This is a genomic window from Bacillus sp. D386, assembly GCF_006346415.1.
Window position 1 is genome coordinate 207,228 of sequence record NZ_VEMV01000007.1, and the last position, 15,204, is coordinate 222,431.

The 15,204-nt window shown below is 39.3% G+C and carries 16 protein-coding genes and 1 tRNA gene; 14 read left to right on the forward strand and 3 right to left on the reverse strand.

Going from position 1 to position 15,204, the window contains the following annotated elements:
* The first annotated feature begins 56 nt into the window (after positions 1 to 56).
* The 11 genes from FHY45_RS19680 to FHY45_RS19730 all read left to right on the forward strand — a co-directional run bounded on the left by FHY45_RS19680 (position 57) and on the right by FHY45_RS19730 (position 9,030).
* Positions 57 to 674 carry a succinate dehydrogenase cytochrome b558 subunit gene (locus FHY45_RS19680; RefSeq protein WP_066108731.1) on the forward strand — a complete coding sequence of 206 codons (618 nt, stop codon included), beginning with the start codon at positions 57 to 59 and terminating at the stop codon, positions 672 to 674.
* A 57-nt stretch (positions 675 to 731) separates the two neighbouring features.
* Entirely contained in the window at positions 732 to 2,492 is a 1,761-nt protein-coding gene (gene sdhA / locus FHY45_RS19685) for a succinate dehydrogenase flavoprotein subunit (protein ID WP_066108728.1), read from the forward strand.
* A gap of 2 nt (positions 2,493 to 2,494) precedes the next feature.
* The gene (sdhB, locus tag FHY45_RS19690; protein WP_066108725.1) at positions 2,495 to 3,256 is read left to right on the forward strand and encodes a succinate dehydrogenase iron-sulfur subunit; all 762 of its coding nucleotides are present in this window, start codon (positions 2,495 to 2,497) and stop codon (positions 3,254 to 3,256) included.
* A 305-nt stretch (positions 3,257 to 3,561) separates the two neighbouring features.
* The gene (locus tag FHY45_RS19695; protein WP_139892818.1) at positions 3,562 to 4,032 is read left to right on the forward strand and encodes an acyl-CoA thioesterase; all 471 of its coding nucleotides are present in this window, start codon (positions 3,562 to 3,564) and stop codon (positions 4,030 to 4,032) included.
* A 119-nt stretch (positions 4,033 to 4,151) separates the two neighbouring features.
* Positions 4,152 to 4,376: a helix-turn-helix domain-containing protein gene (locus FHY45_RS19700; protein ID WP_066108719.1), complete on the forward strand. Its 225-nt coding sequence runs from the start codon at positions 4,152 to 4,154 to the stop codon at positions 4,374 to 4,376.
* A 281-nt stretch (positions 4,377 to 4,657) separates the two neighbouring features.
* Positions 4,658 to 5,479 carry a glutamate racemase gene (gene racE, locus FHY45_RS19705; protein ID WP_066108716.1) on the forward strand — a complete coding sequence of 274 codons (822 nt, stop codon included), beginning with the start codon at positions 4,658 to 4,660 and terminating at the stop codon, positions 5,477 to 5,479.
* Between the two features lie 163 nt (positions 5,480 to 5,642).
* Entirely contained in the window at positions 5,643 to 6,734 is a 1,092-nt protein-coding gene (locus tag FHY45_RS19710; RefSeq protein WP_139892819.1) for a GerMN domain-containing protein, read from the forward strand.
* 144 nt (positions 6,735 to 6,878) lie between these two features.
* The gene (gene rph, locus FHY45_RS19715) at positions 6,879 to 7,616 is read left to right on the forward strand and encodes a ribonuclease PH (protein WP_139892820.1); all 738 of its coding nucleotides are present in this window, start codon (positions 6,879 to 6,881) and stop codon (positions 7,614 to 7,616) included.
* 46 nt (positions 7,617 to 7,662) lie between these two features.
* Positions 7,663 to 8,268 carry an XTP/dITP diphosphatase gene (locus FHY45_RS19720; protein WP_066108707.1) on the forward strand — a complete coding sequence of 202 codons (606 nt, stop codon included), beginning with the start codon at positions 7,663 to 7,665 and terminating at the stop codon, positions 8,266 to 8,268.
* The gene (locus FHY45_RS19725; protein WP_066108704.1) at positions 8,265 to 8,777 is read left to right on the forward strand and encodes a metallophosphoesterase family protein; all 513 of its coding nucleotides are present in this window, start codon (positions 8,265 to 8,267) and stop codon (positions 8,775 to 8,777) included. Before FHY45_RS19720 ends, FHY45_RS19725 begins: the two co-directional genes overlap by 4 nt.
* 179 nt (positions 8,778 to 8,956) lie before the next feature.
* Positions 8,957 to 9,030: transfer RNA gene (locus tag FHY45_RS19730), tRNA-Arg, on the forward strand.
* Between the two features lie 199 nt (positions 9,031 to 9,229).
* Here the strand turns inward: FHY45_RS19730 and FHY45_RS19735 are convergent.
* The 3 genes from FHY45_RS19735 to FHY45_RS19745 form a co-directional block, all read right to left on the reverse strand.
* Entirely contained in the window at positions 9,230 to 10,447 is a 1,218-nt protein-coding gene (locus FHY45_RS19735; RefSeq protein WP_139892821.1) for an NAD(P)/FAD-dependent oxidoreductase, read from the reverse strand.
* Positions 10,448 to 10,639: 192 nt separating this feature from the next.
* Positions 10,640 to 12,199, reverse strand: a complete 1,560-nt coding sequence (locus tag FHY45_RS19740; RefSeq protein ID WP_257469199.1) for an esterase/lipase family protein — start codon at positions 12,197 to 12,199, stop codon at positions 10,640 to 10,642.
* A gap of 501 nt (positions 12,200 to 12,700) precedes the next feature.
* Positions 12,701 to 12,970, reverse strand: a complete 270-nt coding sequence (locus FHY45_RS19745) for a DUF1292 domain-containing protein (RefSeq protein WP_066108697.1) — start codon at positions 12,968 to 12,970, stop codon at positions 12,701 to 12,703.
* A 180-nt stretch (positions 12,971 to 13,150) separates the two neighbouring features.
* Here FHY45_RS19745 and FHY45_RS19750 point away from each other — a divergent pair, with 180 nt between their 5' ends.
* From FHY45_RS19750 to FHY45_RS19755, 3 genes are all read left to right on the forward strand, one after another.
* Complete coding sequence (locus tag FHY45_RS19750) at positions 13,151 to 14,164, forward strand: LLM class flavin-dependent oxidoreductase (protein ID WP_066108694.1); 1,014 nt, start codon at positions 13,151 to 13,153, stop codon at positions 14,162 to 14,164.
* A 283-nt stretch (positions 14,165 to 14,447) separates the two neighbouring features.
* Positions 14,448 to 14,657 carry a hypothetical protein gene (locus FHY45_RS21160; RefSeq protein WP_306821565.1) on the forward strand — a complete coding sequence of 70 codons (210 nt, stop codon included), beginning with the start codon at positions 14,448 to 14,450 and terminating at the stop codon, positions 14,655 to 14,657.
* Positions 14,647 to 15,198 (forward strand): GNAT family N-acetyltransferase, encoded by a 552-nt coding sequence (locus tag FHY45_RS19755; protein ID WP_306821566.1) that lies wholly within the window; start codon positions 14,647 to 14,649, stop codon positions 15,196 to 15,198. The genes FHY45_RS21160 and FHY45_RS19755 overlap by 11 nt, the downstream gene beginning before the upstream one ends.
* Positions 15,199 to 15,204 lie beyond the last annotated feature (6 nt).

A 15,204-nucleotide genomic window follows, 5' to 3' on the forward strand; every position in this document is an offset into this window, starting at 1 on the left:
ATAGTCCTTATCCAAGGCTATACTTTTATTTTTTCATTTTCAGAGGGAGGGTAACTATGGAGAGTCGTCGCGAGTTTAATTTACGTAGGTTACATTCGTTGTTAGGGGTATTACCAATCGGGCTTTTTTTGATTGAGCATTTAATGGTCAATTATTTTGCGACAAGAGGGCCTGAAGCATTCAACAAAGCAGCTGAATTTATGCATGATTTACCTTTTAGGCTTTTAATGGAGATTGTTGTCATCTATTTGCCAATCCTTTTCCATGCTGTATTAGGTCTTCATATTGCATTTACGGCGAAATATTCAGTGGGAAGTTACAGCTATTTCCGTAACTGGATGTTTGCTTTACAAAGAATCACAGGTATCGTGACTGTAGTTTTTATCGTTTGGCATGTATGGCAAACGAGGGTGCAGGTCGCATTGGGTGATACAGCAAATGCGGATATGATGGTTGAAATTTTTTCTAATCCATTTATGATTGCTTTCTATATGGTAGGTGTACTTTCAGCAATATTTCACTTTGCAAACGGGTTATGGTCATTTGCTTTAAGATGGGGACTTATCGTAACACCAAAATCCCAAAGAATATTTACATATATAACTCTTGGAGTTTTTGTATTTTTAGCTTTTATATCCATTCGCACGCTGCTGGCGTTTATCAACATGGCTTAAACAATTGCAATAGCTTAGCAGGTGAGTCTGCTAGTTTAATAAGGAGAGGGTCGGTTTATGAGTAAAGGTAATATAATCGTAGTCGGCGGCGGTCTTGCTGGTTTAATGGCTACCATCAAAATCGCTGAAGTAGGACATAAAGTAGAACTTTTTTCAGTCGTACCCGTTAAAAGATCCCATTCTGTTTGCGCCCAAGGGGGAATTAATGGAGCGGTAAATACAAAGGGTGAAGGTGATTCTCCTTGGGAGCACTTTGATGATACCGTGTATGGCGGTGACTTTCTGGCTAACCAGCCGCAGGTAAAAGCAATGTGTGATGCGGCTCCTTCGATCATTCATATGTTTGACCGTATGGGCGTTATGTTTAACCGTACGCCTGAGGGATTGCTCGACTTCAGACGTTTCGGCGGTACACAGTATCATAGAACAGCATTTGCAGGCGCAACTACTGGCCAGCAATTGCTCTATGCATTAGATGAACAGGTTCGTCGTTATGAAGTGGCGGGTCTTGTTCAGAAATATGAGGGTTGGGAATTCCTTGGAGCGGTGCTGGATGATGAACAGATATGCCGCGGAATTGTAGCACAAAATTTAACCTCTATGGAAATTAAATCTTTCCGTGCGGATGCAGTTATTATGGCAACCGGAGGACCTGGAATTATTTTTGGTAAATCTACGAATTCCATCATTAACACTGGTTCAGCAGCTGCGATTGTATATCAGCAGGGTGCTACCTATGCAAATGGTGAATTTATTCAAATACATCCAACGGCAATCCCTGGGGATGATAAACTTCGATTAATGAGTGAGTCTGCGCGTGGAGAAGGCGGACGTATTTGGACTTATAAAGATGGAAAGCCTTGGTACTTCCTTGAAGAGAAATACCCTGCTTATGGAAATCTAGTTCCTCGTGATATCGCAACACGTGAAATTTTTGATGTGTGCGTGAATCAAAAGCTGGGAATCAACGGTGAGAACATGGTCTACTTGGATCTTTCTCATAAAGATCCTAAAGAGCTTGATATTAAATTGGGCGGTATTATTGAAATCTATGAAAAATTCACTGGTGAAGATCCGCGCAAATTGCCTATGAAAATCTTCCCGGCTGTTCACTATTCCATGGGTGGACTATGGATTGATAACGACCAAATGACTAAAATACCTGGATTATTTGCTGCCGGTGAATGTGATTTTTCACAGCATGGAGCTAACCGTTTAGGAGCGAACTCCCTGCTATCCGCCATTTATGGAGGAAGTGTTGCAGGACCAAATGCGGTACGCTATGTAAATGGACTTGCTAGAAACGCTGATTCCCTACCGGATTCTTTATACGAACAGCATGAGAAGGCTGAAATGGAAAAATGGAATCGCATTATGTCCATGAATGGAACAGAAAATGCTTATTCCATCCATAAAGAATTGGGTGAATGGATGACCGATAATGTAACAGTAGTTCGTTATAATGATAAGCTTCAAAAAACAGATGAAAAGATTCAGGAGCTGCTTGAAAGATGGGAAAACATTAATATTAACGATACGGCAAAATGGAGCAACCAGGGAGCATCATTCACACGTCAGCTATACAATATGCTTCAACTGGCACGCGTTATCACATTGGGTGCCCTGCAGCGTGACGAAAGCCGTGGTGCTCACTACAAACCGGATTTCCCAGAACGAAATGATGAAGAGTTCATGAAAACGACAATGGCTGACTTTGTTGATGGAAAATCTGCACCAAATATTTATTATGAAGAGATTGATGTCTCACTTATTAAGCCGCGTAAACGTGACTACTCTAAGAGCAAGGGGGCAAATTAATTATGGCTACAGAAAGTAAAGTACTGTTTAAGATCCAACGCCAGGATAACCCGAACTCTGAGCCTTATTTTGAAGAATTTGAGTTGTCCTATCGACCAAATATGAATGTCATCTCTGCACTAATGGAAATACGTCGTAACCCGGTTACAAAGGAAGGCAAGAAAACAAGCCCGGTTACGTGGGATATGAACTGTCTGGAAGAAGTTTGCGGTGCCTGTTCCATGGTCATTAATGGAAAGCCACGTCAATCCTGTACGGCATTAGTGGATCAATATGAACAGCCAATCGTGCTGGAACCAATGCGTACTTTCCCGGTTATCCGTGACCTTCAGGTAGACCGTAGCAGAATGTTCGATTCACTTAAAAAAGTTAAAGCCTGGATTCCTATCGATGGTACGTACGATTTAGGTCCAGGACCTCGTATGGCTGAGAAAAAACGCCAGTGGGCATATGAATTATCTAAATGTATGACTTGCGGTGTTTGCCTGGAGGCCTGCCCGAATGTAAATGATAAGTCCAATTTTATCGGACCTGCTCCTGTGTCACAGGTTCGTCTATTTAACGCTCATCCAACAGGTGAAATGCAAAAAGCAGAACGTCTGAATGCGTTAATGGGTGACGGAGGAATTCAGGATTGTGGTAACTCCCAAAACTGTGTTCAAGTTTGTCCGAAAGGTATTCCTTTGACAACCTCGATTGCTGCATTAAATCGGGACACGAATGTCCAGGCTTTCAAAAATTTCTTTGGAAGTGACAAAATCTAAGTCTTTTCATTTTGATAGTCTTAGATGGATGTGAATAAATGTAATATAGTAAGAAAGGCCGTCTGTAATAGTCAGACGGCCTTTTCCGTTTAGCGATTGTGTTATGTTTGTAGAAATATAAATAAATAGGTTAGTACTACACATTTGTGATCATACAATAAAGTTTTATTTTTATTCACTTGTAATCTAAGCAAAGGACATGGTCCAAAAAACATGCTATCCACCAGTAAAATAATTACAATTTCGTCGATTTTTCTGTATAATGAATGAATAGTCATTCATATTTATAGAGAGGTGTGTTCCCAATGGGTAAAATTGCATATATTAAAGACATGGAAGAGTGGAAAGAAGAATTTACTTTTTCTTATTCTATTAAAGTTAGATTTTCAGAGACAGATATGTTTGGGCATTTAAACAATACAGTGCCTTTTACGTATTTTGAACAGGCACGGATTGAATATTTTAAAAGTCTTGGCATGATGCAGGATTGGGTGGATACCAAACATGAAACGATTCCTGTAGTAGCTGATCTTCAATGTGATTTTCTCCACCAGGTTTTTTTCGATGAGAAACTCAATATTAAAGTTAAGGCAAATAAAATAGGCAATTCATCGGTTGATATCCATTATCTTGGTCTACGAGAGGATGGGGTTCCCTGCTTCACCGGTCGAGGAACAGTTGTCCAAATTTCCAGATTAAGCGGTAAGCCGGTAGCTTGGACAAAAGAGATGAAGGAATTGTTTAATGACGGATTGAAGAAGCAACCTCAATCATAAAAACACGTTCATTCTTATCTAAATATAGTCACTCCTTATAGACCAGTCACATACACTATCGTGACTAAATATATACCCAATCCTAAGGTTATGGCTGGTAGCAAGGAGGGTTACAATAGTTGAAGGAGAACGATTTCACTCATAAACCTTTACTCACAAAAAGAGAAAGAGAAGTATTTGAGTTATTGGTACAGGACAAAACAACAAAAGATATCGCTAAGGACCTCTTTATTAGTGAGAAAACTGTGAGAAATCACATATCTAATGCGATGCAAAAATTGGGCGTAAAGGGCCGTTCCCAAGCGGTCGTAGAACTACTTCGAATGGGTGAATTAGAATTATAAGATCATTCAATGATCTTTTTAGAAGCTCGCCTAGCAAATGATCTATTTATCATTGTTCTTGACAATTCCTTTATGAGTCCATAAATTAGGAAGAGTAGCGAATATCAAATCACTATACACGTCATTGTAAAATGTAAAGTATGTGGTTTGAATCACTACTCTATTTTTATGCCCAAGTGATGGATTGGAAAAGAAATAAACTAATGATAAAGTGATATACAGTCCGGTTTAAATAATAGAGCAAAATGCTGCAAGCAAAAGATAGATAGAGGCGATCTGATTTGGATAGAGAAAACCCAATAGGACTTATCGATTCGGGAGTTGGCGGATTAACGGTTTTTAAAGAATTTATCAGGCAGCTTCCAAATGAAAATTTAATATATCTTGGTGATACAGCCAGATGTCCATATGGGCCCAGACCAATGGAAGAAGTTCGAAAGTTTACATGGGAAATGGCTCATTTCCTTTTGAAGAAGAATATTAAAATGTTAATTATAGCTTGTAATACCGCGACGGCTGCCGTACTTGAGGAAATGAGGGCAAGCCTGCCAATTCCGGTTTTGGGTGTTATTCAGCCGGGAGCTAGGGCAGCGATTGATGTATCAAAATCAAGAAACATCGGTATTATTGGTACGGAAGGAACAGTGCGCAGTAAAGCATATAATAAGGCGTTATTAAGCATTCATCCAAAGGTACACATTGAAAGTTTGGCATGCCCAAAATTTGTCCCTCTGGTAGAAAGCGGGGAATGGAACAGTGCAATTGCTAAAAAAATTGTTGCTGAAACATTAAAGCCCTTGAAAAATAGGAGCATGGATACATTGATTTTGGGATGTACACATTACCCATTGCTAACAGAACCTATATCAAATTATATGGGATCCTATGTGACGGTTATATCATCAGGGGAAGAAACGGCCAGAGAGGCAAGTGTACTATTGGAGCATGCTGGCATGCTAAATAAGGAAACCCCTCAGCCAACCTACAATTTCTATACTACCGGCTCCAGAAGAATGTTTAAATCTATTGCTTACGCCTGGCTTGGTGAAGCAGTTGAAACGGTTGAACATGCTACGCTTAATCAGTTGGTAGATGGAGACTAGTAAAGCAACTTATAAAAACCCTTGCACAATTTTAAGTATGAAAATACTTCGCTAAAATTGTGCAAGGGTTTTTTTAATCCATAATTTTTTTCTGCCTATAAAGGTATAAAATGAGCCAAGCCCCGTATATATGTAGTACAAACAGTCTTAGGAGGAATGGTGTATGCCTTTACGAACGAAATCAACATTGGTTGCTTCGGTACTTATATCATCTGTTTTAGTGTCAGGCTGCGGCTTGTTCGATTTACCAAAAAAAGAAGAAATTGATCCGCCACAGGATGTTACTTATTTGAAGGAGCAGGCAGAGGGTGAAGAAGAAGTTGTCAATCAGGAGGGTGTTAACACCAACGAAGAGGTAGGAAAGAATGAAGAGGCATTAAAGGTTCAAACGGAATTATATTTAATGGATGCAAATGGATATATTGTGCCACAAACCATTCCATTGCCAAATACAGAAAGTGTAGCTAAGCAGGCGGTGGAATATTTAGTGACGAACGGCCCGGTATCACAAATGCTTCCGAATGGATTCAAAGCTGTTTTGCCGTCAGATACTGCTGTTAAAAGTGTAGACATTAAGGATGGAGTAGCCACCGTAGATTTTTCTAAAGAGTTTAAGGAATATAAAAAAGAGGATGAAACGAAAATTCTGGAGTCAGTGACTTGGACTTTAACGCAATTTGATAAAGTGGAGAAAGTAAAATTGCAAATCGAAGGGCAAGCATTAAAGGAGATGCCCGTTAATAAAACAGCAATACAAAACGGAACATCAAGATTAATGGGAATTAATAACGATCATACAGACACGACCGATATTATGAATACACGTCCTGTTACGGTTTATTATATGTCCGGTGAAACAGATAACTATTATTATGTACCAGTGACAAAAAGAATCAGTAATCAGGAAAATGATCATGTAGAAGCCGTAGTCAGCAGCCTGATTAAAGGTCCGGGTTATTCCTCTCCGCTTGTTACGGAGTTCAGACCTGATGTTGCATTAGTCGAGGAACCTAAAATAGAGGATGGCGTGGTTACACTTAATTTTAATGAATCTATTTATTCAAGCTTTGATGGGGAGGAGAAAATAGTATCCGGCCATTTATTAAATGAACTGGTGCTTTCTCTTACTGAGCAAAAAGATATAAAGAAAGTGGCGATTCAGGTAAATGGAGAGGGTGAGCTTCTGAAGGAAGATGGCAAGAAGCTATCGGAACCGGTAACACGACCTGAAACCGTCAATACAGGTAAATACTAATAGTGAAAAAGATGGGCAAGTTCCGTTTAGGAGCTTGCCTGTTTTTAATTTGGACATAAATGGCAATATTGTTTGGACAGGGTGCTTTTTTATTGATTTAGGGTATGCTAAACTAAGCATGATGTATACATTTAGGAGGTACCTATGAGATTTGATGGTCGAAAGAAGAATGAATTAAGACCCGTACATATAGAAACAAATTATATTAAACACCCGGAAGGCTCGGTGTTAATCAGTGTCGGTGATACAAAGGTGATTTGTACAGCCAGTGTAGATGACCGTGTTCCGCCATTTATGCGCGGAGAAGGAAAAGGATGGATTACGGCAGAGTATTCAATGCTGCCTCGTGCAACAGAGCAAAGGACGATGCGCGAATCAACTAAAGGGAAAGTTACTGGACGTACGATGGAGATCCAGCGTTTGATTGGGCGCGCTTTACGTGCGGTAGTCGATTTGGAAGCGCTTGGAGAAAAAACAATCTGGATTGATTGTGATGTGATTCAGGCAGATGGAGGAACAAGAACAGCTTCGATTACAGGTGCATTCGTTGCAATGGCGATTGCGCTCGATAAGCTTCAGGAGGCAGGGAAAATTAGCTCTTATCCGATTAAAAACTATTTAGCTGCCACATCAGTCGGGATGATTGAGGAGCTTGGAGCGGTTCTTGATTTGAATTATCATGAAGACTCTAAGGCTTTAGTGGATATGAATGTCATTATGACAGGCGCAGAGGAATTTGTGGAGCTTCAGGGAACCGGAGAAGAAGCGACTTTCTCCAGACATCAATTGAATGAATTACTTGACCTTGCAAGTGAAGGTTTACAGCAATTATTTACTGTACAGCAAGAGTCATTGGGAGATATAGCAGCTAAAATTCAGTAAAGCGTACCAATTTATACGATTTTTCTCTTGGGAGGAGAAGTTGAATATGAATACCGTTTTAATTGCAACCAAAAATAAAGGTAAAGCAAAAGAATTTGAAGCATTATTTTCCCCAAAAGGGATTAAGGTTATTACCCTATTGGATATTGAGAATGCGATTGATGTTGAAGAGACAGGAAGCACATTTGAAGAAAATGCTCTTTTGAAGGCTAACACTATTTCTGAGCTTATGAATATGCCTGTTTTGTCTGATGATTCTGGCTTGGTCATTGATGCATTGGATGGACGTCCGGGTATTTTTTCGGCAAGGTATGCAGGTCCAGGAAAAGATGATAGAGCTAATTATGAAAAGGTTCTTAATGAGCTAGAGGGTGTACCTAAAGAAAAACGAACTGCCCGTTTTTATTGTGCAATAGCACTTGTCGGTCCGAAGATGGACCCTATTACAGTTTCCGGAACATGTGAGGGAATCATTGCTGACGCGCCGGATGGCGAGAATGGCTTCGGATATGATCCTATTTTCTTTGTGCCGGAAAAACAAACAACGATGGCGAACCTTGAAGCAGAGGAGAAAAACAGAATCAGCCATCGAGCGAATGCTTTAAAAGAATTAGAGAAAGTACTAAATGAAAAAGTAGTGGAATTCCTATGAAATGTTTAATTGTCAGTGATAGCCATGGCTTACTGGAAGAATTGGACGTTTTGCATGAAAGACATAAAGAAGAGGTCGATCTGTTTATACATTGCGGGGATTCAGAATTATCTCGTGATGATCAAGTAATTCAGTATTATCAAACTGTACGAGGTAATTGTGATTTCGGAGAGGACTTTCCGGAGGATTTAATTGCACATCTTGAAGACTGGTCAATACTTGTTACACATGGGCATTTATACAATATCAAATCTACGTTGATGAATATTAGCTTGAAAGGGAGAGAGGTTGGTGCGAATGTTATCTGTTTTGGCCACTCTCATATAGCAGGTGCAGAAAAAATTGATAACTGCCTGTATATTAATCCCGGCAGTATACGTCTACCGAGAGGAAGTCAGTATAAAACCTATGTGATTCTCGAAAAACAAGGTCAGAATGCAATCGTTGATTTTTACACAATGTCTGGGGAAAAATTACCAGGCTGGCAATTGAAAACAACACTTTCCTAAATCAAAAAAAAGTTGTATAGTAAGTGAAGGGAATATACAGATCAGGATTTGTGAGTTCCCTTCCCTTCCCTTCACTTTTAAAAAGATAAAAAACTTTTTCAAAAAAGTTATTGACTTATAAATAAAGTGATTATATAATAATAAATGTCGTTAAGGACAACGTAAAAAAATAAAAACATGTCCCAGTAGCTCAGCTGGATAGAGCAACGGCCTTCTAAGCCGTCGGTCGGGAGTTCGAATCTCTCCTGGGACGCTAGTAAAAAAACCTCTTATTTTCATAAGAGGTTTTTTGTTTTCTATATCTAATAAGTATGAAGCTAGAATGATTAAATCTATGGTATAGACAAATTCTCTTCCAAGTCCGTTAATTAAAGAAAGAGGCAAAACCTTTTAAAGTTGGTTTTGCCTTTTTTTACATTTAATATTGAAATTATACAAATAACCTATTTGGATTACCTTTCCCTCCGTTTCTGACTATATAAGTTAAAGGCTGGATGAGAACCTTTTGTGATGATATCCGTGATGATTTTAGACAAGACAGTGCTATAGACAAGTCCGTTATCTCCATAGGCAAATTGAAAATGGCAGTGTGGAAATTCGTCATATTGACCGATAAGAGGAAGTCCATCGTGTGTCCCGCCATAGAAGGCTCCAAGATAAAATTCGGGTTCAGCTTTTATACCGGGAAAGAGCTTATTAAATTCTTCAATAAGCTTCGTCTTTTTATGATTAATTTTTGAATCACGATCCTCAGGATAGATTGTGTTTTCGTCAAGTCCTCCAATGATAATCCGATTATCTGCAGTTGTGCGCATATAGATATATGGGCGTGCTGTTTCCCAAATTAATGTTTGCTTATACCATTCAGATTGCTGAAGATTTTCAACCGGTTTGGTGATAACAGCATATGAACTTGTCAGAAGACAATCCTTATCTTTTTTAAATTCGAGCCCTTCATATCCAGCAGCAATGATGACTTTTCTTGCTGTGATGGAATGATTGCGGTCTGTAAAAAATGTAGCATACTCCTTATTGAATTTTTTACCGGTTATTTTTGTATCCTCAAATATTTGTACACCCTTTTGATGGGCTGCTTGAATCAGGCCATGATTATATTTAAATGGATTGATTTCCCCATCATTATGGATATACAAGGCTGATTGCTTAGAAAATGGGTAACGCTCTTTAATTTGGCTTTCGTTAAGCAGATCGACAGGGAAGTCGTGCTTGATCAAATAATCGTATTCCCTTTGTAACTTCATCTCTCCTTGGGGATCACTGGCATAATAGAGGCTATCCCTTCGTGTAAACTCGGAATCTAAATTTAGTTTTTTCGATGTTTCTTCAATTTCAGAAATGGCTTGCTCGCATAATTTTGTATGGTAAATGGCTGATTCTTCCCCAAAGGAATTGATCAACTCAAACAACATCTTATCTCCTAAATATTGAAGGAGGGCGGTGTTGGTCATTGTGCTGCCGGTACCAATCCTTCGTTTATCAACTACAGCCACCTTAAGTCCTTTGTCGCTTAAAAGGTATGCGCACTGTGCCCCTGAACTTCCTCCCCCAACAATAAGAACATCACAAAGTATATCTTCCTCCAACGATGGATATACAGGAGGATTAGGATAAGTTGTTTGCCAATAATATTTGCCGCTCTGCAGGTTCATAATCCGTGCTCCTTTTATAGAGGTGATTTGAAATAGAATTCCCTGCTGAAATGAAAGTATACCTGTATCAAAGTGTAAGATTATTGGATGGAGCGAGAGCTTAAAAATATATTATGACCACTTTATAATCTGAATAAGCAAAAAAGAAACACCTCTCTTATTAAAGAAACATAAGAGGGGTGTATATACACATTAATCAATATAAACAGATCTCACCAACGTGCGAACAGATTCTTTTCCGTTAGGATGCTTGGTCTTGATATCGACTGTCATATTATAGACACCTGGCTTCGGCACTTTTGGCAGTTTGGCAGAGAAATCTATTCCGTTGGTTGTCTTAGGGAGGACGGTTTGTGTCAATTCGATACCGTCTTTGTCGATTAATTTAATTGAGAAGCTAGCTGTTCCGGAATGCTTAGGGGCACGGATGGTGAAGTCCGTCAGCTCTGCTTTGCCTGTTCCGGCCATCTCCAGTTTATATATTTCCTTTTCGTTAAAGGTAGAGGCTAATAGATAGGCATCATCAGCTTCCGTTGCCTTTATTTGTACCGTCCATGTACCAGGAGTGAATTCTTTGTTATAAAAGGTATATAAGCTGGCACCGGAAAAAAGTATCTGATCGACAGTCGGCTTAGAGGCGGGGATGATGGTACCATCTGGTGAAATCAATTCGACACCTATTGATGAGTGGGCCGTATAGATCGAGATTGTACCGGTGGTTTTTTCCGGAATATAGATCTCTTTTTTTACAAGTTGATTTTGGGCTAAGGCATCCCCATGAATATAATGAGAAGATGTATTTTGAATGGCCGATTCATTTTGCTCGGGATCGGCTGTTGATTTAATTTGTGTAACTGTGGCAGTGCGCATATAAGGCTCAATCCGCGAAAACACCTTGGAGCCCATCCGAATATTATCATGGTCAATTGAGCTGTCTGTAAACAGATGTGTACCATAGGATAGTTTGGAGCTTGTTTCAGTGACCAATCCATCATTAGCCCCGTATGAAGATAAATAGGCGCCTCCCAAGGATAGAGCGGAGAAAGCAGGTCCATGATCCGTTCCTGCCACGGTATAGTACTTATTCTTGTTTCTATTCGTATGCCCATCCGTTACAGAGCGGAATCTCGCCATTTCCCCAAGCTGCAAAGAATAGGTACCAGCATCGTTTTGGCCAAGCAAATCTCCGAGCCACCCAGCATACCAGCTATATGCCAGGTCTGCCAGCTCTGAACCACGATGTGGTGAACCTAGTGTAATAACCTTGCCGACATAGGGGTGGGCTCCATAGTGTACTAGGGCTGCTTGAGTATCTGGTCCTCCTTTGCTGTGAGCGATGATGTTGACTTTCTGGCCATTGAAGTGTCGGGAGATATCGGCTAGCATCGATGCAAGTAATTCTCCGTTCGTATACTGATTTTCCGACCCGTTTCCGGCTGCATCATAAAGCTGGACAAAGGCGGTTTGATATCCGGCTTCATACGCCTTTGTATACATATCATTCACGCCATGATATTCTGTTTCACCGTACCAACTGGTTGAACTGCCATTTTTCCCTTGGACAAAAACAATCGGAGGTTTAGCTGGATTTAAATTCGGCGGCCGTTCACCCAGGAACCATTGGCCTGGCGTAAAGGTTTCATCAGGTGGTTTCAGCTTGCCGGCTGAGGTTTTTGTAGGCAGGCTGAATGGTAAGAAAAGAAGCGCAGCTGATAGAATAACACCAATCCGTTTCTTCATCGTATCCTTCATATGATCCTCCATTCAAATCAGTCTTTTAATACAAAAATAATTTTATGATGATTAGAGGTTTCGTATTCTGAAGCAAATGGCTCAAAATGTATTAGGAATAATTATGTGTGCAAGATTCTTTGAATCTGGAAGAGGAGTTTTCTTTGGTTGATAAAACGTAGTCAGAGTAGGTTTCTTTAGATAAAAACATTTATTAAATGTCATAATGAGAGCGGTAGATACAATCTTTATCTATTTAACTATACAATCATTTTGACTTTTTTTACAATTTAAATGTGGCATACAAGCATAGAGGAGAAATACTGTTATTAAAGAAAAAATAACTAAGAGATTTTCTGTACGTGGGAAATTGAAGGATGAAAACGGAATGGGCTTTGAATGGCTGTGGATTTATGGATATTCACAGTCAACACCTAGGTCTATAGTAGATCTTGACTGAATTCACAAAAAAGGTTGTCCCTTATGCTATTAATGCATTTGGGACAACCTATTACCTGTAAATTAATGAGAGTGTTTCATATTCTCTTCAAGTACACTTGCGACCTTTTGGAATTCTTCGTCGCTTTCAATTTCGTGAAGTTCACCGTCTTCGTCAACACGGAAAAAGAATATTTCCATATCTTCTTCTGTTTCGAGTTTGATTTCTTCCACGAGTGCGGTAACAGCGTATTCTGCTCCGTCTACATCCAATGTACCTAGTACTTCAATTTCTTCTTCCTGTCCATTTTCGCCTTCTAATACAAGGATTTCTCCCACTTCAATTTTCGCCATTTGATTACTCCTTTAACGATTTACTTGTCCGCTTAGTATATCCATTATTGATAGGAAAAACAACTATTAATACCCAGGTGCGAAGCTTAGAAAAAGGATTGATCAAGCAAGAATGTTTGTTTATTGTCACTTACTTGTTACTATTAAATGGAAACTTTATGATGGAAGGATCCAAACTATATGACAAATAAAAGTATTAATATAAATGTTCCTGTTTCTGTACTAAATTTAGCCCCTATTCGCAAAGGCCAAGATGCAAAGGGAGCAATTGATTCAATGGTTGAGCTTGCACAGGCTACAGAGAAGATGGGATATAAGCGATATTGGGTTGCCGAGCATCACAATACACCTACAATGGTTAGCTCAGCCACTTCTATTTTAATTAAACATATTTTGGAGCATACAGATAAAATAGAGGTCGGATCCGGTGGCATTATGCTGCCTAATCATTCCCCATTAGTTGTGGCGGAGCAGTTTGGAACGATGGCAACTATCTATCCAAATCGCCTTAATTTGGGCTTGGGAAGAGCGCCTGGAACAGATATGATGACGGCGAGTGCATTAAGACGTTCACAGAAGGATTCCGTTTATACATTTCCTTCAGATGTGCAATCCTTGTTAACCTATTTGGGACCGGAAGAGAATCAGGGTTATGTAAGGTCGTACCCGGGTGTCGACACCAATATACCAATTTATATTTTGGGATCCTCTACGGAATCAGCTGTTCTTGCTGCTAAATTGGGTCTGCCTTATGTATTTGCAGCCCATTTTGCTCCAACTTATTTGGAAGAAGCCATCTCAATTTACCGTAATCAATTCAAGCCGTCTGAATATCTAAGTGCTCCTTATATGATGGTCTGCTTGAATGTTATTGCAGCGGAAAGTGATGAAGAGGCTGAGATAGAATCTACAACCATGCAACAATTTTTCCTAAACGTTGTTCGTGGGACAAAAAATTTGTTAAGCCCTCCAATCAAAAACATGGATGAATTATGGAATGGACCTGAAAAACAAATGGCAAAATCCATGTCCAGTGTCACGTTGCTTGGCTCAAAACAATCCATACGCGAGCAGCTAATCAGCTTCCAGGAAAAATATAATGCTGATGAAATTATGGCTGTTTCCTATATCTATGATCAAGATAAACAAAAGCGGTCCTACGAAATACTAAAAGAAGTGGTTGAAGGTCAATAATGAAAAAACATCGCATCCGACGGTACATATTTAACCGTGAGGATGCGATTTTTTATTAATGAATTGTGTCGTTGCAATCCTATTTGTTCCGTCGAGCTCAGTTGAAAAGTGATAACATGAAGAAGGAAATGTGGCAGTAAGGATTTTATTAAGCAACCGTAAATATACATAGAATAATTATGTTAAAATATTCAAAAACATAGTTTTACGCGTTCTTTGTCGGTGGATGGGCTAAATTGTATATTAAAGCATTCAATATTTTTTTGTATGGGAGTGAGGGAGAATGATTAAGCGTTTAAGCGAAAAAGATCATGATGTTTGTGTGTCTTTTATTCATACGAAGCCTTCTGAAAACTTATTTTTAATTGGGGATATTGAAGCGTATGGATATGAGGAAGATTTCCAAAAGGTTTGGGGAGAGTTTGATACAAATGGGAATCTGATTGCCGTTCTTTTAAAATACAAAGAAAACTATATCCCATATGCTGAATGATCCTGAATTTTCCATGATGTCCGGTCTAAAGGAAGTCACTGAGAATATTGAACCCTATTTACAGCAGAGACTTTTAAATAAAAGGCAAACATTTTATGCGAAATGCCAAGTTTTAAACGCTGAGGCTGGCTATGTAGATACGACAGAAGTACAGTATGCTGCACCTGATGATGCAGAACGAATTGTTAAATTGCTGCAAAATATCCCGGAATTTAAAAATTCATGTACGTCGGTAGAAGAAAAACGTAAAAGTTTAAAGGATGGTTTTTCGCGTTGTGCTTATATTACCGATAATGGGAAAGTTGTTTCATCCGCTTCGACTACAGCGGAAAATTCCTGCTCAGCTATGGTAGTCGCTGTCGCTACTTTAGGAGATTATAAGAAAAAAGGCTATGCTACGAAATGTATGGTCAAGTTATGCAAGCAGCTTCTTAGTGAGGGAAAGGAAATATGCTTGTTTTATGATAATCCAAATGCTGGCGCTATATATAAACGAATTGGCTTCGCAGATATTGGATATTGGATATTGGATGATGTATAGGTTTAA